This is a genomic window from Sphingobium sp. SA2, assembly GCF_032227065.1.
GTDB lineage: Bacteria > Pseudomonadota > Alphaproteobacteria > Sphingomonadales > Sphingomonadaceae > Sphingobium.
The window spans coordinates 1,980,991-2,004,506 of record NZ_JAPMXX010000006.1; the positions used below are offsets into that span (position 1 = coordinate 1,980,991).

General features: G+C 63.9%; 23 protein-coding genes. 10 read left to right on the plus strand and 13 right to left on the minus strand.

The window, feature by feature from the left end; genetic code table 11:
- Positions 1–128: 128 nt before the first annotated feature.
- Positions 129–695, minus strand: coding sequence for an ATP-dependent protease subunit HslV (gene hslV, locus OVY48_RS17380; protein WP_037479814.1), 567 nt, complete (start codon positions 693–695; stop codon positions 129–131).
- Positions 696–867: 172 nt separating this feature from the next.
- Between hslV and OVY48_RS17385 the strand changes: the two genes are divergently transcribed.
- On the plus strand, positions 868–1,056 hold the full coding sequence (locus tag OVY48_RS17385) for a hypothetical protein (protein WP_037479811.1): 189 nt from the start codon (positions 868–870) through the stop codon (positions 1,054–1,056).
- 87 nt (positions 1,057–1,143) lie between these two features.
- Here OVY48_RS17385 and ilvC read toward each other — a convergent pair whose 3' ends face one another.
- From ilvC to miaA, 5 genes are all read right to left on the minus strand, one after another.
- Positions 1,144–2,163 (minus strand): ketol-acid reductoisomerase, encoded by a 1,020-nt coding sequence (gene ilvC, locus OVY48_RS17390; protein WP_043152671.1) that lies wholly within the window; start codon positions 2,161–2,163, stop codon positions 1,144–1,146.
- A 198-nt stretch (positions 2,164–2,361) separates the two neighbouring features.
- Positions 2,362–2,877, minus strand: a complete 516-nt coding sequence (gene ilvN, locus OVY48_RS17395) for an acetolactate synthase small subunit (RefSeq protein ID WP_037479805.1) — start codon at positions 2,875–2,877, stop codon at positions 2,362–2,364.
- Entirely contained in the window at positions 2,877–3,236 is a 360-nt protein-coding gene (locus tag OVY48_RS17400) for a hypothetical protein (RefSeq protein WP_037479802.1), read from the minus strand. The genes ilvN and OVY48_RS17400 overlap by 1 nt, the downstream gene beginning before the upstream one ends.
- A gap of 10 nt (positions 3,237–3,246) precedes the next feature.
- On the minus strand, positions 3,247–4,998 hold the full coding sequence (locus OVY48_RS17405; protein ID WP_313923756.1) for an acetolactate synthase 3 large subunit: 1,752 nt from the start codon (positions 4,996–4,998) through the stop codon (positions 3,247–3,249).
- A 101-nt stretch (positions 4,999–5,099) separates the two neighbouring features.
- Positions 5,100–6,044, minus strand: coding sequence for a tRNA (adenosine(37)-N6)-dimethylallyltransferase MiaA (gene miaA / locus OVY48_RS17410; RefSeq protein ID WP_313923757.1), 945 nt, complete (start codon positions 6,042–6,044; stop codon positions 5,100–5,102).
- Between miaA and serB the strand changes: the two genes are divergently transcribed.
- Entirely contained in the window at positions 6,043–6,918 is an 876-nt protein-coding gene (gene serB / locus OVY48_RS17415) for a phosphoserine phosphatase SerB (RefSeq protein WP_313923758.1), read from the plus strand. The genes miaA and serB overlap by 2 nt on opposite strands.
- A 115-nt stretch (positions 6,919–7,033) precedes the next feature.
- Here the strand turns inward: serB and OVY48_RS17420 are convergent, their stop codons facing one another.
- On the minus strand, positions 7,034–7,777 hold the full coding sequence (locus OVY48_RS17420; RefSeq protein ID WP_313923759.1) for a glutaredoxin family protein: 744 nt from the start codon (positions 7,775–7,777) through the stop codon (positions 7,034–7,036).
- Between the two features lie 70 nt (positions 7,778–7,847).
- Between OVY48_RS17420 and OVY48_RS17425 the strand changes: the two genes are divergently transcribed.
- Entirely contained in the window at positions 7,848–8,231 is a 384-nt protein-coding gene (locus OVY48_RS17425; protein WP_037480051.1) for a MerR family transcriptional regulator, read from the plus strand.
- 1 nt (position 8,232) lies between these two features.
- Here the strand turns inward: OVY48_RS17425 and ruvX are convergent, their stop codons facing one another.
- Positions 8,233–8,706: a Holliday junction resolvase RuvX gene (gene ruvX, locus OVY48_RS17430; protein ID WP_037480049.1), complete on the minus strand. Its 474-nt coding sequence runs from the start codon at positions 8,704–8,706 to the stop codon at positions 8,233–8,235.
- Between the two features lie 12 nt (positions 8,707–8,718).
- The gene (locus tag OVY48_RS17435; protein WP_313923760.1) at positions 8,719–9,837 is read right to left on the minus strand and encodes a DUF3089 domain-containing protein; all 1,119 of its coding nucleotides are present in this window, start codon (positions 9,835–9,837) and stop codon (positions 8,719–8,721) included.
- Positions 9,838–9,968: 131 nt separating this feature from the next.
- Between OVY48_RS17435 and gatC the strand changes: the two genes are divergently transcribed.
- From gatC to OVY48_RS17465, 6 genes are all read left to right on the plus strand, one after another.
- Positions 9,969–10,256, plus strand: coding sequence for an Asp-tRNA(Asn)/Glu-tRNA(Gln) amidotransferase subunit GatC (gene gatC / locus OVY48_RS17440; RefSeq protein WP_037480044.1), 288 nt, complete (start codon positions 9,969–9,971; stop codon positions 10,254–10,256).
- A 100-nt stretch (positions 10,257–10,356) separates the two neighbouring features.
- The gene (gene gatA / locus OVY48_RS17445) at positions 10,357–11,853 is read left to right on the plus strand and encodes an Asp-tRNA(Asn)/Glu-tRNA(Gln) amidotransferase subunit GatA (protein ID WP_313923761.1); all 1,497 of its coding nucleotides are present in this window, start codon (positions 10,357–10,359) and stop codon (positions 11,851–11,853) included.
- Between the two features lie 251 nt (positions 11,854–12,104).
- Positions 12,105–12,398, plus strand: coding sequence for an AbrB/MazE/SpoVT family DNA-binding domain-containing protein (locus OVY48_RS17450; RefSeq protein WP_037477348.1), 294 nt, complete (start codon positions 12,105–12,107; stop codon positions 12,396–12,398).
- Complete coding sequence (locus OVY48_RS17455; protein ID WP_037477349.1) at positions 12,395–12,811, plus strand: type II toxin-antitoxin system VapC family toxin; 417 nt, start codon at positions 12,395–12,397, stop codon at positions 12,809–12,811. Before OVY48_RS17450 ends, OVY48_RS17455 begins: the two co-directional genes overlap by 4 nt.
- Positions 12,811–14,316 (plus strand): Asp-tRNA(Asn)/Glu-tRNA(Gln) amidotransferase subunit GatB, encoded by a 1,506-nt coding sequence (gene gatB, locus OVY48_RS17460; RefSeq protein ID WP_313923762.1) that lies wholly within the window; start codon positions 12,811–12,813, stop codon positions 14,314–14,316. The genes OVY48_RS17455 and gatB overlap by 1 nt, the downstream gene beginning before the upstream one ends.
- A 97-nt stretch (positions 14,317–14,413) precedes the next feature.
- Positions 14,414–14,743 (plus strand): hypothetical protein, encoded by a 330-nt coding sequence (locus OVY48_RS17465; protein ID WP_313923763.1) that lies wholly within the window; start codon positions 14,414–14,416, stop codon positions 14,741–14,743.
- 184 nt (positions 14,744–14,927) lie between these two features.
- Here the strand turns inward: OVY48_RS17465 and OVY48_RS17470 are convergent, their stop codons facing one another.
- The 4 genes from OVY48_RS17470 to OVY48_RS17485 form a co-directional block, all read right to left on the minus strand.
- Positions 14,928–18,143 (minus strand): autotransporter domain-containing protein, encoded by a 3,216-nt coding sequence (locus tag OVY48_RS17470; protein ID WP_313923764.1) that lies wholly within the window; start codon positions 18,141–18,143, stop codon positions 14,928–14,930.
- A 99-nt stretch (positions 18,144–18,242) separates the two neighbouring features.
- Positions 18,243–20,672: a TonB-dependent receptor gene (locus OVY48_RS17475; protein ID WP_313923765.1), complete on the minus strand. Its 2,430-nt coding sequence runs from the start codon at positions 20,670–20,672 to the stop codon at positions 18,243–18,245.
- Positions 20,656–21,585 (minus strand): FecR domain-containing protein, encoded by a 930-nt coding sequence (locus OVY48_RS17480; RefSeq protein ID WP_313924831.1) that lies wholly within the window; start codon positions 21,583–21,585, stop codon positions 20,656–20,658. Before OVY48_RS17480 ends, OVY48_RS17475 begins: the two co-directional genes overlap by 17 nt.
- 55 nt (positions 21,586–21,640) lie before the next feature.
- Positions 21,641–22,153, minus strand: coding sequence for an RNA polymerase sigma factor (locus OVY48_RS17485; protein WP_096062924.1), 513 nt, complete (start codon positions 22,151–22,153; stop codon positions 21,641–21,643).
- A gap of 147 nt (positions 22,154–22,300) precedes the next feature.
- Between OVY48_RS17485 and OVY48_RS17490 the strand changes: the two genes are divergently transcribed.
- Positions 22,301–23,494 carry a serine hydrolase domain-containing protein gene (locus tag OVY48_RS17490; RefSeq protein WP_313923766.1) on the plus strand — a complete coding sequence of 398 codons (1,194 nt, stop codon included), beginning with the start codon at positions 22,301–22,303 and terminating at the stop codon, positions 23,492–23,494.
- The last annotated feature ends 22 nt before the right edge of the window (positions 23,495–23,516 follow it).

The window sequence follows — 23,516 nt, forward strand, 5'->3', positions numbered from 1 at the left end:
CGCGGGAGAGGCTACGGAGACTTGATCGCGAAGCGATCTAGGCGAAGTCGGTGAGGGTCTTATCCTTGCAATCAAGAAAGACCCTCACCCATCCCTCTCCCGCGAAGGCGGGAGAGGGCTAGGAAATATCAGGCGACGGAATCCAGCGTCTCGATGGTCAGTTGATCATTGGTATAGACGCAAATGTCCGCCGCCACGGCCATCGCTTTGCGCGCCAGCGCCTCGGCATCCGCCTCATAGTCCACCAGCGCCCGCGCCGCCGCCAATGCGAAATTGCCGCCCGATCCGATCGCCGCAACGCCGTTCAACGGCTCCAGCACGTCGCCATTACCGGTCAGGATCAGCGTCACATCCTTATCCGCGACGATCATCATCGCTTCCAGATTGCGCAGATATTTGTCGGTGCGCCAGTCCTTGGCCAGTTCGACGGCCGAGCGCATCAACTGCCCGTTATGCCGCTCCAGCTTGGCCTCCAGCCGCTCGAACAAGGTAAAGGCGTCCGCCGTCGCGCCGGCAAAGCCGCCAATGACGGAGCCGTCATGCAGGCGGCGCACCTTGCGCGCATTGGGCTTCATGACGGTCTGGCCCATCGACACCTGGCCATCGCCAGCGACGACGACTTTGCCATTTTTGCGGACGGACATGATGGTGGTGCCATGCCAGACCGGCATGGTGCTGCGATGTTGGTCGTTCATGGGCGGCATATGGGAGGGGAGCGCGTCCGGTGCAAGCGGGTGCCTGCGCTACGTCGAGCCGTGGCATTCGCAAGACAATATTATGACAAATAGTGTCGGAACCAATGTCGGTTAATTGACATTGTGCAGCGCAGCATCAACTATCGACGCCTAACAAGAAGGTAGGACTCGCATGTCTCTCAAGGCCATGGCCCAGGAAAAAGTCGAGCGCGCGGGCATTTCCAACTATAGCTTTGACCGCGATACGCTGGTCATGTGCGGTGTCCGCTATACGCTCGAAGCCTGCACCTGCGGCGAGCCGGACTGCGATGGCGTGCGCCTGCGCAAGGCCATGCCTATGATCGCGCGCATCCTGCAATAGAAAGGAGCCGATCCTGTCGGTCCATCGCTGATCATCCCCCTCCCTTCGAACGCGCCTTCCGGCCTCGTCGAAGGGAGGAGGCGACAATCAGTTCTTTTCCTGATCCACCAGCTTGTTGGCACCGATCCAGGGCATCATCGCGCGCAGCTTGGCGCCGGTTTCCTCGATCGGGTGGCGCTGGGCGGCGATGCGGCTGGCCTTGAGTTCGGGCTGACCGGCACGGTTGTCGAGGACGAAGTCCTTGACGAAGCGGCCCGACTGGATGTCGGCCAGGACGCGCTTCATTTCCTTCTTGGTTTCTTCGGTGATGATGCGCGGGCCGGTCTTGATATCGCCATATTCGGCGGTGTTCGAGATCGAATAGCGCATGTTGGCGATGCCGCCTTCATACATCAGATCGACGATCAGCTTCAATTCGTGCAGACATTCGAAATAGGCCATTTCCGGCGCGTAACCGGCTTCGACCAGCGTTTCGAACCCGGCCTGGACCAGCGCGGTCGCGCCGCCGCAGAGGACCGCCTGCTCGCCGAACAGGTCGGTTTCGCATTCTTCGCGGAAATTGGTTTCGATGATGCCGCTGCGACCGCCGCCGACGCCGCTGGCGTAGGACAGGGCGATGTCATGCGCGTTGCCGGTCGAATCCTGATGGATGGCGATCAGGCAGGGGACGCCGCCGCCCTTCACATATTCGCCGCGAACGGTGTGGCCGGGGCCTTTGGGCGCGATCATGATGACGTCCACATCCTTGCGCGGCTCGATCAGGCCGAAATGGACGTTGAGGCCATGGGCAAAGGCCAGCGCCGCGCCGGGGCGCAGATTGGCGTGGACGTCGTCGGCATAGATGGCGGCCTGATGCTCGTCGGGGGCCAGGATCATGAACACGTCGGCCCAGGCGGCGGCTTCCGCGTTCGGCATGACCTTGAAGCCTGCGCCCTCGGCCTTCTTGGCGGAGGCGGAACCGGCGCGCAGTGCGATGGCGACTTCGGCGACGCCGCTGTCACGCAGATTCTGCGCATGGGCATGACCCTGCGAACCATAGCCCAGGATGGCGACCTTCTTGCCCTTGATCAGGCCGATGTCCGCATCGTGATCGTAATAAACCTTCATGACTGTCTCTTCCCTCGAACGTATCTCCTCGCCCCGCCGGGGAGAGGATATGAAATCTTGGCTCGGCGCGGCCGGGCCTAGATGAAGTTGGAGCGGGGGTGGGGACGCTGAAACGTCGTGCCCCCTCTCCCAGCTTCGACTAGGCAGCAAGCTGCCAAGTCTGCGCAACCCTCTCCCCGCAGGGGAGAGGGGAAGTGGTTAAACCGGTTCTTTTCCCCGGATCAGGCCGACGACGCCGGTGCGGCCGACTTCGACCAGGCCGATCTGGCGCATCAGCCCGACGAAATTGTCGATCTTGTCGGTGGTGCCGGTGATTTCGAAAATGAAGCTTTCGATCGTCGTGTCGACCACCTTGGCGCGGAACACGTCGGCCAGGCGCAGCGCTTCGATCCGGTCCTCGCCCGTGCCCTTGACCTTGACCAGCGCCAGCTCGCGTTCGACGAAGGGGCCGACTTCGGTCAGGTCGGTGACCTTGTGGACGGGCACCAGCCGGTCGAGTTGGGCGATGATCTGGTCGATCACCTTGGGCGGGCCGTTGGTGACGATGGTGATGCGGCTGACGCTGTGATCGTCGGTGATGTCCGCCACGGTCAGGCTGTCGATATTATAGCCGCGCGCGGTGAACAGGCCCGCGATGCGCGCCAATATGCCCGCTTCGTTCGAAACGGTCAGCGACAGGACGTGCCGCTGGTTCAATTCTTCCTGGATATGCATCACATGCTTGTCCCGTCATTCCTATCGTCATGGGCGTCACTGGGATCTGCCCGTTCCGAAATCATCGCCGTAAAGGCATAATGCCAGCCATCATCCTGCCGGTGGGCGACGCGGACGGGCAGGCCCGCCACCGCATCGAACATCCGGTGGAGATGTTCGCCGACATAGCGGGGACCGACCAGCAGCGTGCCGATATGCCGCTCGTGAAAGTCGAATCCCTCGTCCAGATGCACGACCCATTCGTCATTGGCCGGGTCGGCATGGTCGATGGTCCAGCCCGACAGCTCGGCCGTGCCCGCGATCCGCTCGAAATCCCACGGTTCGCTGACATGGACGCGCAGTTGGAGGTGCTGCGTCACACCCCCATCCTCATACTAAGGCTTTCGCCTCATCCGACATGATGCCGGCGATCTGGTTGGGATCGAGCATCATTTCGGTATGGGCCGCGCCCGACGGGATCATCGGGAAGCAGTTGGACAGTTTGGCCACGCGGCAATCGACGATCACCGGGCCTGGCGTTTCCAGCATCTGGCGGATGCCGGCCTCCAGATCGCCCGGCTGTTCGATGCGAATGCCGGTCCAGCCATAGGCCTCGCCCAGCTTCACGAAGTCGGGCAGGCTGTCCGAATAGCTGTTGGAATAGCGGCTTTCATAGGTCAGTTCCTGCCACTGGCGGACCATGCCCATATATTCATTGTTCAGGATGAACAGCTTGACCGGCAGACGATATTGGCTGGCGGTACCCATTTCCTGAATGTTCATCTGCACCGAGGCGTCGCCCGCGATGCAGATGGCGAGGCTGTCGGGATTGCCCATCTGCGCGCCGATGGCGGCGGGGAAGCCATAGCCCATCGTGCCCAGGCCCCCGGAAGTCAGCCACTTATTGGGGGCTTCGAAGCCGAAATGCTGCGCCGCCCACATTTGATGCTGGCCGACTTCGGTGGTGATGATGACATCCTTGCCGGTCGCCTGGCAGGCTGTGTAGAGGTCCGCGATCGCGCGCTGGGGCATGATTTCGGTGCCGTTTTCGACATAGGCGAGCGACTTCTTCGTCCGCCATTCCGCGATCCGGTCCCACCATGCCGACAGGTCGGCCTGCTCATGGCCGCGCTGCTTCCACAGGGCGATCATGTCGTCGAGCGCGCTGGCGACGTCGGCCTGGATGGCGACATCGACATCGACGATCTTATTGATCGAGCTGCGGTCGATATCGATATGGACCTTGCGGCTGTTGGGCGCGAAGGCATCCAGACGCCCGGTGACGCGATCATCGAAACGCGCGCCGACGCACAGGATGAGGTCGGCCTGGTTCATCGCCCAATTGGCTTCATAGGTGCCATGCATCCCCAACATGCCCAGCCACTGGTCGGACGATGCGGGAAAGGCGCCCAGGCCCATCAGGGTCGAGGTGACGGGCGCGCCGGTGAGCGCGGCGAGTTCGCGCAACAGGGCGCTGGCCTGCGGGCCGCTATTGATGACGCCGCCGCCGGTGTAGAAGATGGGGCGCTCCGCCGCGGCCAGCATTTCAACGGCCGCGTCGATGCCCGCCGCGTCCGCCTTGATCTGCGGACGGTAGCTGGCATGCTGGACCGGTTCAGGACGCTTATAGGGTGCGGTCGCGATCTGGACATTTTTGGGAATGTCGATGACGACCGGGCCGGGGCGACCCGTCGTGGCGATGTGGAATGCCTCATGAACGACGCCCGCCAGCTTGCCGGGGTCTTTCACCAGATAATTATGCTTGGTGCAGTGGCGCGTGATGCCGACCGTGTCCGCTTCCTGGAACGCATCGGTGCCGATCAGTTGCGTCGGCACCTGTCCGGTGATGACGACCATCGGGATCGAATCCATCAGCGCGTCGGTGATGCCGGTGACGGCATTGGTCGCGCCGGGGCCGGAGGTGACCAGGACGACGCCGGGCTTGCCGGTCGAGCGGGCATAGCCCTCCGCCATGTGGGTCGCGCCCTGTTCGTGGCGGACCAGCACATGCTTGATCGTGGGGTGATTGTAGAGCGCGTCATAAATGGGCAGCACCGCGCCGCCGGGATAGCCGAACACGACCTCGACACCGAGATCGATCAGGCATTCAACCAATATGTCCGCGCCGCTCTTTTCGGCCACGATAAATCCTTCTCATATGATGCAAGCCCCGTCCTTTGCGACAGCGGACCTGCGATAGCAAGGTGGCAGCCTCTAATGGACATAAAATGACGGGTCAAGCGCTATTGTTGTAATTTAATTGCTAATTCATCGATCAGATTGTTATCAATTTCCCTTGTTTCGCGCGGCCAATGTGATGGGGGCTGGTTGGTGAACCAGGTATATTGGCGCTTGGCATATTGGCGGGTGGCGAGCGCGCCGCGTTCGATCATCGTTTCCCGGTCGATCTCGCCGCCCAACCAGGCGCGGATTTCGGGCACGCCGATCGCGCGCATGACCGGCAGGTCGGGGTGAAGGTGGCGGGCGAGCAGCGCCTCGACCTCTTCGATCGCACCCGCGTCGATCATCTGTACGAAACGCCGGTCGCAACGGTCGATCAGCCAGTCGCGCGGCGGGCGCAGGATCATGGGGACGAGCGTGATCTGGTCGGCGATGCCGCCGCTCTTATGCTGCTGCCACTGTTTCAACGGCTTGCCTGTGGACCGTACAACTTCCAGCGCGCGGGCGACGCGGGTTGTGTCGGCGGGTGCCAGCCGGGCGGCGGCTTCCGGGTCTTCGTGGGTCAGCGCGGCATGGGCTTCCGCAACGGGCAAGGCGCGCACTGTCGCGCGTATGTCCGGGTCGATGTCCGGCACCGGCGCGATGCCGTCGAGCAGGGTGCGGATATAGAGGCCCGTGCCACCGACCAGGATGGGCAGGCGGCCCTGCTCCTGGGCGGCGGCGATCTGCGCCTTCGCCTCGGCCGCCCAGCGCGGCGCGGTGCAGGCCTGTGCCCCGTCGATATGGCCGAACAGGCGGTGGGGCACATCGCCCATCTCGTCCGCGCTTGGCCGTGCGGACAGGATGGCAAGGTCGGCATAGACCTGGCTTGCGTCGGCGTTGATGACGATGCCGCCTGTGGCTTTGGCAAGGGCAATGGCGAGCGCGCTCTTGCCGCTGGCGGTCGGCCCGGCAATAAGCGCGACCCGTGGGCGGGATTCGCCCTGCTGTGTGTCAGGAGTGTTCATGTTCGTCGCGACCTTAGTGGCAAGTGGCTCGATCGGGCAGGGGGATATTGCGGCCGCCGCCGATAGGCTGGCGCAGGCGGGGTGCCAGCCGGGGCAGAGCCTGTGGCTCGACCGCGACAAGGCGGCGGACCTGTTCTTCGCCGCCGACCCTGTATCCGCGCGCGCGGCACTGGCCGATATCGGGCAGGGCATCGACGTGATCGTCCAGCCGGTCGAGGGGCGCGAGAAAAAGCTGCTGATCGCCGACATGGATTCTACCATGATCACCGTCGAGTGCATCGACGAACTGGCCGACTATGCCGGAATCAAGCCGCAGATCGCCGAGATCACCGAGCGGGCGATGCGCGGGGAGCTGGATTTCGAAGGCGCGCTGCATGGCCGTGTCGCTTTGCTCAAGGGCTTGCCCGACAGCGCCATCGACCAATGTCGGCAAGAGCGGGTCGTCATCATGGGCGGCGCGAAGGCGCTGGTCCGCACGATGAAGGCGCGGGGCGCGCGGACCTTGCTGGTGTCGGGCGGCTTCACGCGCTTTACCGGACCCGTGGCAGAAGAAATCGGCTTCGACATGCATGTCGCCAATGTCCTGGAGATTGCCGATGGCGCGCTGCTGGGCACCGTCACCCGTCCGATCGTCGATGCGGCGCGCAAGCGGGCGGAACTGGAAGCGGCCATTGCGGATGGTATCGATCGCGCCCTGACCCTGGCTGTGGGCGACGGCGCGAATGATATTCCAATGATCGAAGGGGCGGGGCTGGGCGTTGCCTATCATGCTAAGCCAGTGACCCGCGCCGCCGCCGCCGCCGAGATCGTCCATGGCGACCTGTCGGTGCTACTCTATGCGCAGGGGATCGCCTCGGCCGATTGGGTTGTCTAATGAGGTCGTCCCCGGCCTGGACCTTTGCATCACCCTGCACGACCCGTTTAATGGATGCCTGCCGTCATCCGCGCTTTTTGTTTAATGGATGCTTGTCAGCATCCGCGCTTTTTATTTAATGGATGCCTGCCGTCATCCATACTGCCATCGCCACCATCATCACATTTTCGGTGAGCGACACGAAGCCGAGCGGGACGTTGCTGCTGCCGCCGACGCAGGCGCATTTGAGCGTGCGCTTTTCGAGATAGACGGCCTTGAACACCGACACCGCCCCGATGCCGCCGATGGCGAGCGCGACCGGGATCGACAGCCAGTTCAGCGTGCGCGTGAGCATCAGCACGCCGGCGCCCAGTTCCAGGAACGGGTAGGCGCGGCCATAGGGTGGCAGGCGGCGGGCAAGCAGGTCATAGTTCAGGAACATCGTCGCGAACCGATCGACATCCTGCAATTTCAGCATGGCGAGCAGCATCATGGCGATGGCGATGAAGCGTTCGACCGTGACGAAGGCGATGAGCGGGGCGAAGGTCAGCCAGTTGACCGCCAGCGCCAGCAGCGCGGCCACCGCGAACACGGCGAGAACGGGCACATAGCTGGTCGCATCGGGATCGCGCAGCTTGAGGCCAAGGAAGCGGCGCAGATCGTCATGGCCGCCGATCCGCTGGCCATCGATGAAAATTTGCGGCGTGGTCTTGACGTCATGCGCCGCCTTGAACGCATCGGTTTCCGCGCGGCTGGTGAGCCAATGATCCTCGACCTGGTAGCCGCGCCGCTTGAGCAGCCAACGTGCCTTGATACCATAGGGACAGATATGGTCGGGCATCACCATGCGGTAGATGGCGGCGGATCGAGCTTGGGTCATGACGGCATATCCTTGGGCAAAGGGGGCATGCCACCCATATAGGGTGCGGACCATGGTACGGAGTCAAGGGATGAGCATGACGATTTCTGCACTTGCGCGCAGCAGCGGGGTCGGGGTGGAGACGGTGCGCTATTATCAGCGGCGCGGCCTGCTCGCCACGCCGGAGCGGGGCGAGGGCATCCGGCGCTACGATGCGGCGGACGCGCGGCGGCTCGGCTTCATCCGGGGCGCGCAGCGGGCGGGCTTCACGTTGGAGCAGATTGGCGAACTGCTGCATCTGGATGCGGGGCAGGATCGGGCGCGGGCGCGGGAATTGGCGTCGGAACGGATCGCGGCGCTGGACGCGAAGATCGCCGAGATGCAGGCGGCGCGTGCGGCGCTGGAGCGGTTGGCGCGGCAATGCCATGCGTCGGACGAGGGGCCATGCCCGATCATCGCGGCGTTCGAGGGGTGAGCTATTCCAGCCCGGAGACTAGCCCGTCGATGGCACCCTGAAGGATATAGCTCGCCGCCAGCTTGTCGACCAGCACGTCGCGGCGGGCGCGGCTGGCGTCGGCCTCGATCAACGTGCGGGTGACCGCCTGGGTTGACCAGCGTTCGTCCCAGAGCAGGACCGGCAGGCCGAAATCCGCAAGATTATGCGCGAAGGCGCGGCTTGACTGGCTGCGCGGGCTGCCGGTGCCGTCAAGGTTGAGCGGCAGGCCGATGACGATGCCCTTGACCTGCTGCTGCGTGATGAAGGCGGCCAGCAACAGCTTGTCCTTGCTGAATTTACCGCGCGTGATGGTGTGGGCGGGACTGGCGATCGACCAGCGCGCGTCGCATAGCGCAAGGCCGATCGTCTTGGTGCCGACATCCATGCCGACCAGGCGGCCGCCTTCGGGCAAAGCCTCGCGAAAGGCGACGCGATCCGTCGTTACCAATGGCATGTTATCGGGCTGTCACTTCTGCTGAAAGGCGGCGAGCCTTTGTTGCGCGTCGGCGCGGACATTGCCCCAGAACAGGCTGTAATCATAGACATGATAATTATTGCCGGGCAGGGTGAACGGCCCCATGTCAACGGGCTCGCCGATCATCAGCACGCCGCTGGTGTCGCAGCGCGCGGGGACGATGCCGGTCAGCAGCTTGGGCGGCTGGCCCTGCTCGCGCGCGTCGAGCGTGCCCTTGTTGGCGCTGGCCGGGGCCGCGCCGTTGAACGCGCCGGTGATGGGGTTGGTGCAGAGCATGTGCGTGCCCTTGCGGGGCTTGCCGGTATAGCCGGTCCTGCGCTCGAAACTTTCGACCACGGCGGACGGATCGGCGGGTTCGGCATAGCTTTGCCAGCTGACGATGCAATGGGACTGGGCCGCGCGGGCGCAGGCGGGCAGGCCGAGCGCGGGCAGATCGGCCTCCACCGACACCGGCCAGCCGACGGCATAGACCGCCGCCACCCGATCGGCCACCGGCTTGCCTGCGACTTCCTCGCGCAGCAATTGCATCAGATGGCGTGACCCCTGGCTATGCCCCGCCAGCATCAACGGGCCGGTCGGGTTCGCTGCGAGGAAGGCGGCAAAGGCCTGGGCGACGTCGCGATAGGCGGCGGCCAGCGCCTTGTCACCGGCGGGCTTGTCGGTCAGGAATGCCCCATAATTGGCCTGGCGATAGCGCGGTGCCCAGACGGTGCCGGCCGCGTTGAAGGCGCTGGCCTGGCCCATCACGAAGCGGCGGGCGGTGGCGTCAGCTTCCTTCTCGCCCAGCGCGGCATTCCAATGGGCGTCGCCAAAGGTGGTGATATAGCTGGTCGGGTGGATGAAGAAGATCGCGGCCTTGGGCAGCGTCGCGGGAAGGGTGACGCCTGCGGGCGTCCACAGCGCCGGATTATTCTGCGTGATGTCCGGGCGGGCGACCCACATTTTGGGGTCGGCATAGGCGTTGGCGGGCAGGGGCGCGAGTTCGGTAAAGTCTTCGCGCGGCACCATCACCGCACGGATAAGCTGCATGCCCCAGATCGCATAGATGGCGAACGCCGCGATCACCAGAACCACAAGGGTTGCGATGACATAGAGAAATTTGCGGGCCACCCATGCTCTCCGATTTTCAAGGGCGACGCAGCCCCCATTTGCGCGCCCCTGTCTTACGCAAGCTACCGGCGTGCGCAAGAGGCGCGAAACCGGCTTGAAGCGGAGGGAAGCGGGTGGTAGCGGCATGGCCCATGTCGATAGACCTTCAGACCGTAAAAAAGATCGCCAGCCTCTCGCGCATTTCGGTGAGCGATGCCGAAGCCGAGGCGATGGTGCCCGAACTCAACAACATCCTTGGCTGGGTGGAGCAATTGGGTGAGGTGGACGTCAGCGGCGTCGAGCCGATGACCGCCGTCATCCCCAACCATCAGCGCTTGCGCGACGACGTCGTGACCGACGGCAATGTCCGCGACAAGGTGCTGGCGAATGCGCCCCAGGCCGAACACGGATTTTTTGCGGTGCCGAAAGTTATAGAGTGACCATCACTTTCACCGTTCGGGCTGAGCTTGTCGAAGCCCAGCCCTTTTTTGAAGTGAAGTACGGCCCTTCGACAGGCTCAGGGCGAACGGAAGTTTTTGCATGACTGACCTTACAGACCTTACCGTAGCCGAAATCCGCGACGGGTTCCGCGCAGGTGATTTTTCCGCGCGCGAAGTCGCCGAGGGCTTCAACGCCAATGTCGCCGCGGCCAAGGCGCTCAACGCCTTCATCGTCGAGACCCCGGAAAAGGCGCTGGAAGCCGCCGGTGCCGCCGACAAGGCGCTGGCGGCGGGCGAGGTGAAGCCCCTGTCCGGCGTGCCGATCGGCATGAAGGATCTCTTCTGTACGCAGGGCGTGCAGACCACGGCGGCCAGCCACATGCTCGAGGGGTTCGTGCCGACTTACGAGTCGACCGTGTCGGCCAAGCTGTGGGATGCGGGCGCGGGGATGCTGGGCAAGCTGAACCTCGACCAGTTCGCCATGGGATCGTCCAACGAGACCAGCTATTATGGTAACGTCATCAGCCCGTGGAAGCGCGACGGCGGCGGCGCTATTGATAAGGATGGGGCGGCCCTGGCCCCCGGCGGTTCGTCGGGCGGTTCGTCGTCCGCGATCGCGGCGCGGCTCTGCCCGGCGGCGACCGGCACCGACACGGGCGGATCGATCCGTCAGCCTGCCGCCTTTACCGGCATCAGCGGCATCAAGCCGACCTATGGCCGCTGCTCGCGCTGGGGCATCGTCGCTTTTGCCTCGTCGCTCGATCAGGCCGGGCCGATGGCGCGGACCGTGCGCGACAATGCGTTGCTGCTGGAGGTGATGGCCGGGTTCGACCCCAAGGATTCGACCTCGCTCGAACGGCCGGTGCCGCAGTGGGAAGCGGGATTATCGAGCAATCTCAAGGGCAAGACGGTCGGTATTCCCAAGGAATATCGCCCCGATGGGCTGAACCCGGAAATCGCCGCGCTTTGGGATCAGGGGATTGCCTGGCTCAAGGACGCGGGCGCCACCGTGGTGGAGGTGTCGCTGCCGCGTACCAAATATGCGCTGCCGACCTATTATATCATCGCCCCTGCCGAAGCCTCGTCCAACCTCGCCCGCTATGACGGCGTGCGCTATGGCCAGCGCGACCTGCCCGATGGCGCAGGCCTGCAGGACATGTATGCCGCCACCCGCGCCGCCGGGTTCGGGCCGGAGGTCAAGCGCCGCATCATGATCGGCACCTATGTGCTATCGGCGGGTTTCTACGACGCTTATTATACCCAAGCGCAGAAGGTCCGGGCGCTGATCGCGCGCGATTTCGATCTGGCCTTCGAACAATGCGACCTGCTGCTGACCCCGACCGCGCCGAGCGCAGCCTTCACGCTGGGCGAGAAGCAGGCCGATCCGCTGGCCATGTATCTCAACGACGTCTTCACCGTGCCCGCCTCGCTGGCAGGGCTGCCCGCCATGTCGGTGCCCGGTGGCGTGGACAGTCAGGGCTTGCCGCTCGGCTTGCAGATCATCGGCAAGGCGCTGGACGAACAGACGGTGCTGAACGCCGGTTTGGCGATCGAGGAACGAGCAGGCTTCGTGGCGCGGCCGGACAAGTGGTGGTGAGATGGATCGGTGAAATCCTTGTCCAAATTATTGGAGAGGGATTCATCGAGGGTCTGATGCGGCGAAAATTTGGGCGAGGAAAGTCTCAGCCTTTGACGCGCGAAAGACAAAAAATTCTCGAACGGCGCGCTCAACAGCGTGCGAACAGACGGAAAAAGCGATGATTGAATCACCCCATCGCATCCAGCGCGTAACCGGCGATTGTAGATAGGGTTGCAAAGTGTTACCTTGGTAACACTGGAGATTGGGCAATGAACGCGCAGAGCAAGATCGACACCGGAACCATGACGAGCAAGGGTCAGATATTGATCCCCAAAGCCATGCGCGATGCCGCCGGTCTGGTGCCGGGACAGCCTTACAAGGTTGTGCTGAATGAAGCGGGGCAAGTGGTGGTTGCACCGCTGGGGTTCAGCCCTGAGGAAGCAGCGGAGCGAAGCCGACGGGTGCGCGAAGCGATCAACGCGATCGCCGGAAAATATCCCAATCCTGACGGCATGAGTACGGATGAGTATATGCGGGAGATACGGGGTAATTACGAACCGTGATCCTTGTCGACTCCAACGTTCTCATTGATGTTTTGGATCGTGATCCCCATTGGTTCGAATGGTCCGCTGCCAATATCAATCGTGCCGCATTTGGTGCCTATCTATTTGTAAACCCGGTAGTGATTGGCGAAATGGCGCCAAGGTTCGAGGCATTGGATGATCTGCGCGTTCTTTTGGCTGCGATGCTTATCGATGTGGAACCCTTGATGCCGGAGGGGGCATTTCTGGCGGGTAAAGCCTTTCAGGTTCATCGTCGTCGAAAGCAACCGATGGCGGCTAAATCCATCCTCGCCGACTTTCTGATCGGTGGCCACGCGCAGTCTCTGAACGCGACCATCCTGACCCGTGACCCGCGTTTTTATCGCAGCTATTTTCCCGGCGTGCCGTTGATCACGCCTTCAAAGGACGACTGATGACTGAATCAACCTATCGCATCCAGGGCGCAACCGGCGAGTGGGAGGTCGTGATCGGCCTGGAGGTGCATGCCCAGATCACCACCAATGCCAAGCTGTTTTCCGGCGCCGCGACCGCGTTTGGGGCTGAGCCCAATACGCAGGTCAGCCTGGTCGATGCGGCGATGCCCGGCATGTTGCCTGTGCCCAATCGCGAGTGCATCCGTCAGGCGGTGCGCACCGGCATGGCGATCGAGGCACAGATCAACAGGTGGTCGCGGTTCGACCGGAAAAATTATTTCTACGCCGATCTGCCGCAGGGCTATCAGATCAGCCAGCTCTATCACCCGATCGTAGGCGAAGGGCAGATCGAGATCGTGCTGGACGAAAAGAACCCGGACACCAGCACCAAGGTGATCGGGGTCGAGCGTATCCATGTCGAGCAGGATGCGGGCAAGCTGATGCATGATCAGCATCCGACCAGCTCCTATGTCGATCTCAACCGGTCGGGCGTGGCGCTGATGGAGATCGTGTCGAAGCCGGACATGCGGTCGCCTGCCGAAGCAGGGGCTTATCTGGCGAAGCTGCGCACGATCCTGCGCTATGTCGGGTCGTGCGACGGCAATATGGACCAGGGGTCGATGCGCGCCGACGTCAACGTGTCGGTGCGCAAGCCCGGCGAGGAGTTCGGCACCCGCACTGAAACGAAGAACGTCAATTCCGTCCGCTTCGTCATGGCCGTGGTCGAACATGAAGCGAACCGCCAGGTCGACGTGCTGGAGGCGGGCGGCAAGATCGTGCAGGAAACCCGGCTCTACGATCCCGACCGGGGTGAGACGCGGTCGATGCGGTCGAAGGAAGATGCGCATGACTATCGCTACTTCCCTGATCCCGATCTGTTGCCGATCGAACTGGACGAGGCGTTTCTGGCCGAATGCCGTGCCTCGCTGCCCGAACTGCCCGATGCCAAGCGCAAGCGCTATGAGCAGGCGCTGGGCCTGTCGGCCTATAATGCCGCGACGCTGACGGCGGACGCCGACACTGCGCGCTGGTTCGAACTGCTGGTGACGCAAAGCGCCGCCGCGCAGAAGAAGAGCGGGAGCGATGTCGCCAAGGCAGCGGCCAACTGGCTGCTGTCCGACCTTTATGGTGCGCTCAACCGGCTTGGCAAAAGCCTGGAGGAAAGCCCGGTCAGTCCCTCACAGGCGGCCGAATTGCTGGCGCTGGTCGCCGACGGCACGCTGTCGGGATCGCTCGCCAAGCAGGTGTTCGAGATCATGCTGGAAACCGGCGACGCGCCAGCCAAGATCGTGGAAGATCGCGGCATGAAGCAGACGTCGGACACCGGCGCGATCGAAGCGGCGGTGGCCAAGGTGCTTGCCGACAATGGCGACAAGGTCGCGCAATATAAGGGCGGCAAAGAAGCGCTGTTCGGTTTCTTCGTCGGTCAGACGATGAAGGCGATGCAGGGCAAGGCCAACCCGCAGGTCGTCAATGAACTGGTGAAGAAGGGGTTGGCGGGCTGATCGCTCGCTTCCCTCTATACGACTGTAAAGGCGCGCGATAAGCATCTGTTCACGCCATAGCGAATCGGGGGATTGGCTGCGTGAACAGGGGGATTTGATGAAGCATATCGTTTGTTTGGCCGTGGCAATCACTTTGTCCGGCTGTGCTTCCACGCAGAAGGTGCTCGACAAGGAGCCGACGGAAGTTTTCCATTCGCAAAAGTCTGTGAACGAAGTGGCCTTCTGCCTTTCCAACAAGAATAACGTACCAGCCATGGATCGCGATAATGGCTCCAAAGTCGTTCTGATCAAAAATGGCTATGGAGGCGTTTCCCTCGCATTTTCGATATTCCCGGAAGGGACTGGGAGCCGCGTCGAATATCGTAAGCAGTTTGGTACCATCGGCGGCGTCTGGAAACAGTGCATCGGCCTAGAGGAAGAAAAATAGGCGATCGACGCGGACTGGGACAGACCCCAAAATGTATGACCACGCATGAATTAAGGGGCGCCACCGGGTCTAGCGGTGACGCCCCTCTTTATATCCGGCGCCCTTGGGGAGGGATATTGCCGGATCGGAAAGGACGGACCGGGAGGGTCTGTGGGGTGTGGCCCGTCCTTTCATAGTCAGGACGTCACAGCACGAAGTTTACCGTCGCTCTAAACGATATGGCGACGTGATTTTGTTGCTCCTCCGCGCCGAATTCGCCGCCCACGCGGAATGTTTCGGTGCCGCCATAGAGGCGGGCGCGGCCGGTCCAGCCATTGGTGCGATCTTCGGCGGTCAGGGTGAAGCGGTCGCCATCCTTGAAATAGGCCACCGTATCGCCAAGCGATCCGCCGATGATCTGGCGGCGGCCGCCCTCCAGTTCCAGCCGCAACCAGCCATCTTCCGGGTTCAAGCTGCCAAAGTCATAGCCCGCCGTGACCGTGCCGTTGGCGGTGGTCTCGTCGCTGGTGCGGTCCAGCACCGTCAGGTTAAAGGCATCGCCGCCGCCGGTCTCGCTATAGCCATTCTCGGAAAGGCGATAATAGTCGATGCCGAGCGCCGGACGCAGGCTGAACCGGCCCATCTGCATCTGATAGGCGGCACCGGCGGTCGCCGAATAGAGTTTGCCGCTCCAGTCGCCATCGGCGGTACGGGTGACATCGCCATTGGAGAAATGGCGGGTGCCGGTGAAACCGATATGCGCCGCCGACAGGCGGGCGAAGGCCAGCAGCGGTCCCCAGTGGCCGCGCCAGTGGGCCGCCAGCTCATATTGGTCGGAATCGACGGCATTGTCGGTGCCGCCGCCGGTATCGCTACTATGGATATAGGCGAAGGAGCCACCGAATGCGCCGAGATCGGTCAGATATTCGGCGCCACCGCCCGCGCCCCAACCGTTGATATCGTAGGACGCGGTATTGCCCACGCTCTTGCTGCTGCCAAAGGCGACCTGTTGCAGCCAGAAGCCGAGGCGGCCGTCCTTGGTACGATAGATGCCGTTGGGGTCGGACAGGATGCGCGCGGTGGCTCTGGAACCCGATGTCACCGCTTCGAACGTGCCACCGGCATGATCGGGCAGCATCTGGCGCAGATTGGCGTTCAGCGTCTCGCCATCGCTGATGGCGAGATAGGCGTCGGCGATATCGGCGTCATTGTCGAGCGCATTGAAGATGGCGGAATAGGCGCTACTGAGCGAGCCGGTGAGGCCCAGGTCGGTCACGCTCTTGGCCGCGATCGAGAGGGTGACGGTGCCTGCCGTGGCATCGCCCGCGACGCTGCCCTTGAACATATAGGGCAGCAGGGTGGCGGTGCCGAGCGTCGGCGATCCGCTGAGCGATCCGGCGCGGACGATGACATAGTCGCCTTCCGCATCGCCGACCTGGCTGAGTTGCACCTTCACCTGCGATCCGCTGGCGAAGCTGGCCGCGCCTGCTACGTCATAGACGGTGTTGGCACCGGTCGCCGCATCGATGGCAACGCCGATGGTCGAGGTGCCGCTGGCCGACAGCGAACCCAGCGCGATGCTGCCCGTGCTGGTGGTGCTGAGCGTCCCGCCATTGAGCGTCACATCGACGTTGCCGCCATTGTTGATCGCCCCCGACAGGGACGAAGTGCCGTTCAGGATGAGCGTCCCGCCGCTGCCGCCGAAATCGACATTGCCGGTCAGGCTGGCGCTGTTGGCCAGGGTCAGGCTGGACGTGCCGGTTCCGAACGCGACATTGCCGGTCAGGCTGGACGTGCCGGACAGGGCGACACTATCATTGCCAGCGCCGAGGCTGAGGTTGCCGGTGATGCTGCCTGCCGACACGGTCATGACGTCATTGCCCGACCCCAGCCGGACATCGCCGACGATCTGCGGCGCGGTGGCCGTGGCGGAGGCAAGCGCCTGCGTCAGGGTGACGCCGCTGCCGTTGGCGCTGAGGTCGATCGCGGTGTTGGTGAGGCCGCCGGTCGCGCTTATCCGGCCGCTGTTGGACAGGCTGGATACCGTACCCGACGAATCGAGAATGGCGATGGCGGTGCCTTTTGCATTGTCGAGCGCCGATGCGGTGACAGCGCCGCTGACCTTGATCGCCGAGACCGATGCGCCTGCGTCGATTACGAGCCCGCGCGCGCTGGTGCCGGTCTTGGCCGATCCGCTCGCACCGACGGTGCCGCTGACTTCGACCGTGTCTGCATTCGCGCCCGAACCCAGCCGCAGGGCGGTGGCATTGCTGTCGTAGGAGACGGCCGCGACCGTGCCTGCGACCAGCACGCCCTTGGCAATGTCGACATCGCCGCCCAGCCCGCCAATGACCAGGCCATTGGCCGCGACCCCGTCATAAACGCCATAGCCGCCAATGCCGCCATTGACGATCAGGCCATAGCCCGACGTATCGGCGGCTACCGCACCTATGTCCGTGTCGCTGTCCGCCGCGCCGATCTGCACGGCGGCTGCCGAGCCATAGGTGATGACCGAGGCCGTGCCTTCCGTGCTGTCGGTCAGGCCGTCATCGTCAATATCGGTGTCATCTTCATCATCATCGTCGCTGGCGGTGGGGGGCACGTCGAAGATAATGCCGCCGCTGACATTGCCCGCGATCACAAGCGCCGATCCGCCCTGGAGCAGGTCGTCCGCGTCGAGATCGGTTACGTCGTCCGGCCGCGTGGTCGTGCGATAGCCGGTGCTGGCGATGCTGCCCTGAATCTTGAGTGCGCCGTCGATGTCGCCAAGCAAGGCTGCGCCGATGCTGTTCGCGCCAACCGCCGTCGTCGTCCCGCGCAGGGTCACATTGCCGGTGACGTCGTTGGCGATGATGCCGTAGCTGTTGTCGCCGGTGACGGCGATCGTGCCGCTGGTGGCGAGGTTGCCGGTCAGAGGGCCGTCGAGGCGGATGCCGTCCGACTGATTGCCTTCGATGCTGATGGTGCCGCTATGGGTGATGTCGCCGATATGAGGCGCGCCCGCTTGGAGCCAGATGCCCTTCTTGTTCGTGCCTTTGGCGAAGGGACCGTCGATATCATCGTCATCATCGCTATCTTCGGCGGTATAGTCTTCGGTCAGGGTGATGGTGCCGCTGTTGGTGATCGCCCCGCTGGTGCCGGGGGCGATCAGGATGCCGGTGACATTATTGGCATCGTTGATGGTGATGGTGCCCGCATTCGAGACTTTGTTGTCGCTGTCGGCGGTGATCGCCGTGCCGCTGGTCAGGGTGATCGACCCGGCCGAACTGATGGTGATATCGTCGCGCGCGCCGCTGGCGATGGTGGAGGTCTTGACGGCTGCCGTCGTGGCGGTGCTGATGGTCGTTTCCGCCATCGCCTGGGCCGCTGTCAGGGCCACCAGAACCGGCGCGATGGCCGTGCAGGCCAGTAGATGTCGCATATAGTCTCCTCTGCGTGCCGCGCTTGATATTCTGTGCGCGCGTGCGGGAGGGACGATGCTGAGCTTGGTTTTCCGTGCCGTTTTGCGATGAATGGATGTTCAGAAAGCGAAATCGACGCCGATGCGCAGCGTGCGTGGGCGCAGCGGCGTATAATAGTCGGTATTAAGGTCGAACGGCGTGCCGAGCGAGAAGCGGTTGCCGTCGCTGTCGAACAGGTTGGTGAGCGATAGCGAATATTGCACCGGCCCGCGCGTCACGCTGGCCGAAAGGCTGGTATCGACATAATCGCCCTGGGTCTGGCCCAGTATCGGCCCGACGCCCAGCCGCGATTTGCCGACATAGCGGGCGGACCCTGTAAGATGGAGATTCATCCGGTCGCTCAGCGGCGCGCGATAGTCGAAGGCGAGCCGTCCGCCTAGATTGGCGACATTGGGCACGGCCAGCGATTGGTCGTCATAGGACAGCGCCCGAATGAAGGCTGCCTGCCGGGTCAGGCGGCTATCATTATAGATGATGCTGCCGTCCAGCGTCAGGCGCGGGGTGGCGCGGGCGACGATGCGCCCTTCGAGCGTGTAGATGCGCCCGTCGCCGATATTGGCCGTGGTCGGCAGGCCGATCCGGTCGGTGACGTCGGCCTGGATATCGCGCCAGTCGGTATAGGCGATATTGGCGCTGAGCGCGATCGTGTCGCGGCCGGGCAGGCCCATGCGAAAGCCGCTTTCGATGGTCGATATGCGGTCATTCTGGAAACGCCGCACCCGCTGATCATCGACGGCGAGGCCGCCGGGGCGAAAGCCCTGCTGAAAGCGGGCGTATAGAGTGACGTTGGGAATCGCGTCGGTGAGCAAGGAGGCGGAGGGTAGGAAGATCGTCTCGCTGCGATCGGCCTGTGCTTCTGCCCGTGCAAGGTCCGCCGAGGAGAGGGCGGCGACGGGATCGAGCGCTTCGCCGGACAAGCGGCTGTTGGTCAGGCGGCCGCCGAAGGTGGCGATCAGTCCCCGGACCGGTTCGAACGAGGCTTCGCCGAACAGCGTCGCTTCCTTCACGCTGTTGCGCACGCCCGTCGCCGCCGCTGGTTGGCCCCGGCCGAAAACGGGTACGCCGGGTAGCACCTCCGGCTGGATCAGGGCGGCGCCAAAGCCGGTCAGCGAGCGATAGATTTTCGACGTGCTTTGCAGGTAGGAGCCGCCCAATATCCAGCCCAGCCCATTGTCGAGATCGCGCACCAGCCGGTTTTCGGTCGAGAAGATATCGACTTCATTGCGCTGGCGGAACAGAGCGGGTGGGCCGCCGGGTTGGGTCGCGTCATAGCTTTCGGACAGGTCGTGCCGCACAAAGCCGGTGGATGAGACGAAGCGTAAGCTGTCCCATTGTTTTTCGATGCGGACATTGCCGAGCAGATAGTCCGAGCGATAGGGTTGGGCGACGGCGGAGGCGCGTTCTAGTCGGCCGACCGACCGGGTCGCATATTGCGCGTCATCACCCTCTATCTGCTGGTAGACGCCATTGAGATCAATCGTCCAGTCATCGTCGGGGGCAAAGCGCAGGGCGGCGCGGCCGCCCCAGGTGCGGGTCCGGTTGACGTCCTCCTTCCCGCGATTGACGTCGTCGATATAGCCGCCGTCCTGCACGCCATAGCCCACGACCCGCAGCGCGAGTTTTTCAGCGACGATCGGCAGGTTGAGCGTTGCCGACAGATCGCCGCCAGGATCGCCATGCTGGGTCGCGGACAGGCCCGCCGATACTTGCCCGCCCATTTCGCCCAGATTGGGGGCGTTGGGCATGATGCGGATGATGCCGCCCAGCGATCCCGCGCCATAGAGCGTGCCCTGCGGCCCTTCGAGTACCTCGACCCGGCCGACATCATAGAGTTTGAGGTCGGGGTCGGGCGCGGCGTAGTTCAACCGCATGTCGCCCAGATATTGCCCCGTAGTGGCCTGAGTCGGCCCGGCAACGCCGGAATCGGCGATGGCGCGGATGAACAGCTTGTTGCGGCCTGCACCGGCATGGGTGGAACTCAGACTAGCGACCCGCGCCAGCAAGGTGGCGGTGCCGCCTGCCGCTTCGCCGCTGGAAAAGGCGCGGCTGTCGAGCGCTTCGACCATGCCGGCATAGCGGGGCAGGGGCGTTTCGCGCTTCGAGGCGGTGACGATGATCTGGGCTTCGGGCTGATCGTCGGCGGGGGCGGCGGGGATCGGCGCTGGAGCGCTCACGGGCGGCGCGGGTCGCGTGCGGACGATGCGCCATGTCGCGCCGTCGATGCGCCGCGCGGTTGCGCCGCTGCCCTTGAGCAGCCGCTTTAGCGCGGCTTCGACCGAGAGATTGCCCGTAACGGCGGGGGTGCGGATGCCAGCGAGCGACTGGTCGGACATGCCGATGCTGGTCCTGGTCTGACGGGCGAGCGCGATCGTCGCCTCGCCCAGCCGTCCGGGGGCGATGCTGATCGTCTGTCTATCCGCCCCATGCGCGGGCGCTGCGCTCGTTATGGCAAGGGCGGTGACGAGGAAGAGGTCAGCTTTGCGGCCCATCCCCTTCTTTCAGCAGCCAAGTGTCGCCCTGGCGCACGGCGGAAAGCCCCATCAGCGGCGCGGCACCGGCAAAGAATCGGGCCGGGTCTTTATCCAGCCGGATCGTGCCGGTGAAGCGTATCGCGCGCGCGCCCGGCGTGGTGCGGAGCGCGATACCGAGCGAGCGGCCGATATCGTCGCTGATGTCGCTGACGGCGGCATTGGCGTAGACGAGGCGACCCTGCCGCCAACTGGCGACGGCCGCGGGTGCGACATCCATCACGCGCAAGCCCTGCGCATCGTCGGCCAGGGCGCGCCCGGCGGGCAGGCTGATCGCCTCTGCGCCGGGATTATAGATGACTTCGCCTTCCGACACGCCGATGCGGACCGCGCCGGGGGTATGAACGATGTTGAACACCGTTCCGGCATCTTCGAACACGGCATCGCCCACCGTCACGCGGAACGGATCGGCGGCGTCATGGCGCACGGTGAAGGCAGCCTCGCCACTGTCGAGCGCGGCGAAGCGGGTGTCGTTGCGGTCGAGGCGCAGGCGGGTGCCGCCATTGACTTCGATGCGGGTGCCATCGTCCAGCGCGATGCTGAGCGTTTCGCCGGGGCGGGTGGTGACGGTATAGATGTCGGCCCGGTTCATCATGCCGACCGACACGGCCGCGACCAGCGCGGCGGCGATCGCGCCGCCGCCGATCCAGCGGAGCGGGCGGCGTTGCGGCACGCCGACATCATTGGCGGGGACAGGCATCGCGACGGGTTCGGGCGGGATGATCGCCTCGAGGTCGGCATCGGCCGCCATCAGCACATCATAGGCTTCCGCGTTAGCAGGATCGCGCTCCAACCAGGCGGTGAAGCCGTCCCAGTCGGTAAAGGCGGGATCGCGCGTGCGGATGACCCACGCCATTGCCTCCTCGTTCGTCATTGCTCCAGCCCTGTTCATTTTTTGCCCCTTACAGAGACTGACGCCGCCGACCCCATCATTCCGTATCCAGTTTTTGCTTGAGCGTCAGCATGGCGCGATAGGCCTTTTGCAAGTCCTTCTCCACCGTCGTCAGGCTGACCCCCAATTCCTCGGCAATGACTTTTTGCCCCACGCCTTCGATGCGGAAGCGGCGGAAGATGAGTTCCACGCGTGGGCCAAGGTCGCGCAGGACAGCGCGCGCCTCGTCCAGCCGTTGGGCAAGGATCATCCGCTCGTCCACCGGCACATCGTCGGTCGGGTCGGCCATGACGCCGCCAGCCCCTTCGGCCCAGTCCTGCTCGCGCCGTTCGCGCCGGATCGCCGAACGATAGCGGTCGAGCATGAGGTTGTTGGCCATGCGATAAAGATAGGGCACGGGGTCGGAGACGGGGCCAAGATCCTTGGCCTCCAGCTTCATCCACATATCCTGCAAGAGATCTTCGGCATTCTCGCCCGCGCCGCGTGCGCGCAGGAAGCGCAGCAGGGCCGCGCGGTTGGCCATGAAGATCGCGGAAAGGCCAGTGGCCATGCCTGTCGGGGTCCAGTGCTGAAATTGCTTGCCGTTCGGATAGCCTGCCATAGAGGGCGGGGTGGTCCCTTGGCAATCGCCAAGCTGTTGTCCTGCGCGCGTCGCTGCTTTAGCGCGGAGCCGGACAAGCATCGGAGCGGCGCAGGCATGACGAACGGCGTGGACAGGGTGGCGGCACAGGCGGCGGGGATGGACCCTGACCGGCTGGACGCGCTGGTGGATTTTCTCGACCGCACCTATCTGGCCAGCGGCCGGTTGCCGCATATGCAATTATTGGTGTCGCGCGACGAGCAGCCGGTGGTGTCGTGGGCGCGCGGGGCGGCGCGGGCGAGCGGTGAACCGCTGCGGGCCGATGCCCTCTATCGCATCGCGTCGATGACCAAGCCGGTGACGTCGGTCGCCTTCATGATGCTGTTGGAAGCGGGCAAGGTTGCGCTCGATACGCCGGTTGTCGAGCTTATCCCCGAATTTGCGGATTTGCGCGTCGGGCGCGCCAATCGGGCGCGGTTGAAGCGGCCGATGCTGATGATCGATCTGCTGCGTCATACGTCGGGGCTGACCTATGGGTTGCAGCGGCAGACGCCGATTGATGCGCGCTATCGCAAGCTGGGGCTGGACGAGTTTCAGCAGCCGCGCACGTCGGACCAGTTCATCGCTGATCTGGCGACATTGCCGCTGGAATTTTCGCCGGGCGAACAGTGGAATTATTCGGTGGCGACCGATGTGCTGGGCGTCGTGATCGAGCGGCTGGAGGGGCGCGACCTGGAAAGCGTGTTTCGCGAGCGCATCTTCGCGCCGCTGGGCATGGTCGATACGACTTTCGCACTGCCCGATGCCAAGGCGGATCGCATGACCGATGCCTGGCGGCTGGACGAGAAGGGCGAGCGGCAGGTCGCGGATTTGGGTGGGCGGAGCGGCTGGCGGCGGCAGGGGCGCTTCCTGTCGGGCGGCGGCGGGCTGGTGTCGGGGGTGGCGGACTATCACCGCTTTGCCCGGATGCTGCTGCGCGGGGGCGAACTGGACGGGGTGCGGCTGCTGCGGGCCGATACGGTGGCGCAGATGCGGTCCAACCAATTGCCCGGCGGCGGCGACCTTGCCAGCCTGTCGAGTGCGATGTTCAGCGAGGCGGATTATCAGGATGTCGGTTTCGGCCTGGGCTTCGCCATGGGTTTAGAGCGCGGCGAATATTATTGGGGCGGGGTGTTTTCGACCTATTTCTGGGTCGATCCAGTCGAGCGGTTGATCGGGGTATTCATGACCCAATTGCTGCCGTCGAGCGCCTATCCGGTGCGCGCGCAATTGCGCGCTGGGGTGGCAGAGGCGCTGGTGCGCAGGGGGTAGGCCCAAGTCCCGCGAAACAGCG

What these genes read in the sequence shown, in the direction of transcription:
- hslV (WP_037479814.1), bottom strand. Translation starts at nt 695, where the DNA reads ATGAACGACCAACATCGCAGCACCATGCCGGTCTGGCATGGCACCACC.
- OVY48_RS17385 (WP_037479811.1), top strand. Translation starts at nt 868, where the DNA reads ATGTCTCTCAAGGCCATGGCCCAGGAAAAAGTCGAGCGCGCGGGCATT.
- ilvC (WP_043152671.1), bottom strand. Translation starts at nt 2,163, where the DNA reads ATGAAGGTTTATTACGATCACGATGCGGACATCGGCCTGATCAAGGGC.
- ilvN (WP_037479805.1), bottom strand. Translation starts at nt 2,877, where the DNA reads ATGCATATCCAGGAAGAATTGAACCAGCGGCACGTCCTGTCGCTGACC.
- serB (WP_313923758.1), top strand. Translation starts at nt 6,043, where the DNA reads ATGTTCGTCGCGACCTTAGTGGCAAGTGGCTCGATCGGGCAGGGGGAT.
- miaA (WP_313923757.1), bottom strand. Translation starts at nt 6,044, where the DNA reads ATGAACACTCCTGACACACAGCAGGGCGAATCCCGCCCACGGGTCGCG.
- OVY48_RS17420 (WP_313923759.1), bottom strand. Translation starts at nt 7,777, where the DNA reads ATGACCCAAGCTCGATCCGCCGCCATCTACCGCATGGTGATGCCCGAC.
- OVY48_RS17425 (WP_037480051.1), top strand. Translation starts at nt 7,848, where the DNA reads ATGAGCATGACGATTTCTGCACTTGCGCGCAGCAGCGGGGTCGGGGTG.
- ruvX (WP_037480049.1), bottom strand. Translation starts at nt 8,706, where the DNA reads ATGCCATTGGTAACGACGGATCGCGTCGCCTTTCGCGAGGCTTTGCCC.
- gatC (WP_037480044.1), top strand. Translation starts at nt 9,969, where the DNA reads ATGTCGATAGACCTTCAGACCGTAAAAAAGATCGCCAGCCTCTCGCGC.
- gatA (WP_313923761.1), top strand. Translation starts at nt 10,357, where the DNA reads ATGACTGACCTTACAGACCTTACCGTAGCCGAAATCCGCGACGGGTTC.
- OVY48_RS17450 (WP_037477348.1), top strand. Translation starts at nt 12,105, where the DNA reads ATGAACGCGCAGAGCAAGATCGACACCGGAACCATGACGAGCAAGGGT.
- gatB (WP_313923762.1), top strand. Translation starts at nt 12,811, where the DNA reads ATGACTGAATCAACCTATCGCATCCAGGGCGCAACCGGCGAGTGGGAG.
- OVY48_RS17465 (WP_313923763.1), top strand. Translation starts at nt 14,414, where the DNA reads ATGAAGCATATCGTTTGTTTGGCCGTGGCAATCACTTTGTCCGGCTGT.
- OVY48_RS17470 (WP_313923764.1), bottom strand. Translation starts at nt 18,143, where the DNA reads ATGCGACATCTACTGGCCTGCACGGCCATCGCGCCGGTTCTGGTGGCC.
- OVY48_RS17475 (WP_313923765.1), bottom strand. Translation starts at nt 20,672, where the DNA reads ATGGGCCGCAAAGCTGACCTCTTCCTCGTCACCGCCCTTGCCATAACG.
- OVY48_RS17480 (WP_313924831.1), bottom strand. Translation starts at nt 21,585, where the DNA reads ATGACGAACGAGGAGGCAATGGCGTGGGTCATCCGCACGCGCGATCCC.
- OVY48_RS17485 (WP_096062924.1), bottom strand. Translation starts at nt 22,153, where the DNA reads ATGGCCACTGGCCTTTCCGCGATCTTCATGGCCAACCGCGCGGCCCTG.
- OVY48_RS17490 (WP_313923766.1), top strand. Translation starts at nt 22,301, where the DNA reads ATGACGAACGGCGTGGACAGGGTGGCGGCACAGGCGGCGGGGATGGAC.